General features: G+C 58.9%; 1 protein-coding gene. It reads right to left on the bottom strand.

Annotated elements, in window-relative coordinates:
* Positions 1-25: 25 nt before the first annotated feature.
* A complete protein-coding gene (locus FG91_RS17810; RefSeq protein WP_037517694.1) occupies positions 26-859 on the bottom strand; it encodes an IS5 family transposase in 834 nt (277 codons plus the stop codon).
* Between the last annotated feature and the right edge of the window lie 80 nt (positions 860-939).

A 939-nucleotide genomic window follows, 5' to 3' on the forward strand; every position in this document is an offset into this window, starting at 1 on the left:
CCTGAGTGCCTGACTCAGAAGTTTCTCAAGCGTAGCAATACCTTGCAGTTCTGCGGGTGAGCATGCGGATGGAGGCTATCGTTATCCATGCCGTGGAGGATTCGATGGTAGTTTCCCAATCCTTGGCGAGGCGGCGGCATCGGCCAAGCCATGCGAAGGTGCGTTCGACGACCCACCGCCGCGGGAGAACCTGGAAGCCCTTCGCCTTGTCCGAACGCTTTATGATCTCGATCGTCCAAGCCCCTGATCCGGCAAGGGCAGTACGGAGCTTGTTGCCGGCATAGCCCCCATCGGCAAAAACATGCCGCAGCCACGGGAAGCGTTTCCGCACGGCCTTTAGGACATCGACGGCACCGTCGCGGTCCTGGATGTCGGCGGTGTGGACGAGGATAAAGATGAGAAAGCCGCAGGTGTCGGTCAGGATATGCCGCTTGCGGCCCTTGATCTTCTTGCCCGCGTCATACCCGCAAGGGCCGCCGCTTTCGGTGGTTTTAACTGACTGGCTGTCGATCACACCGGCGCTCGGCGAGGCTTCGCGCCCTTCGATCTCGCGCAGGTTCAACACCAGCATCGTGTTCATGGCTTCGAGCAAACCGGTGTTGCGCCAAGCGTAGAAATAGCGCTGCACAGTCGAGACCGGCGGAAAGCATTTGGGCAGAAGCCGCCAAGCGCAGCCGCTGGCTGCTATGTAAAGCAAGGCATTCACTACTTCGCGCATATCTGTCGTCCGACGACGACCTCCGCGCTTGGCTGGCGGGATGAACGGTGCCGCCAATTCCCACTCCCGGTCCGTCATATCGCTGGAATAGCGCAATCCTTTCCGGCTATGCTCCTGCCGGGCAATACCAGTCCATGTCATTGATCACTCCATCTCTCGCAGGACGGACTGAATCACAACATACTGGTATTGCTCAACAACTTTTGGGGCAGGCTCTGAGA

It is taken from the genome of Sphingopyxis sp. LC81, assembly GCF_000756375.1.
Lineage (GTDB): Bacteria > Pseudomonadota > Alphaproteobacteria > Sphingomonadales > Sphingomonadaceae > Sphingopyxis.

Bases quoted from the DNA above. Each gene is read 5' to 3' on its own strand.
- FG91_RS17810 (WP_037517694.1), bottom strand. From the start codon at position 859: ATGACATGGACTGGTATTGCCCGGCAGGAGCATAGCCGGAAAGGATTG.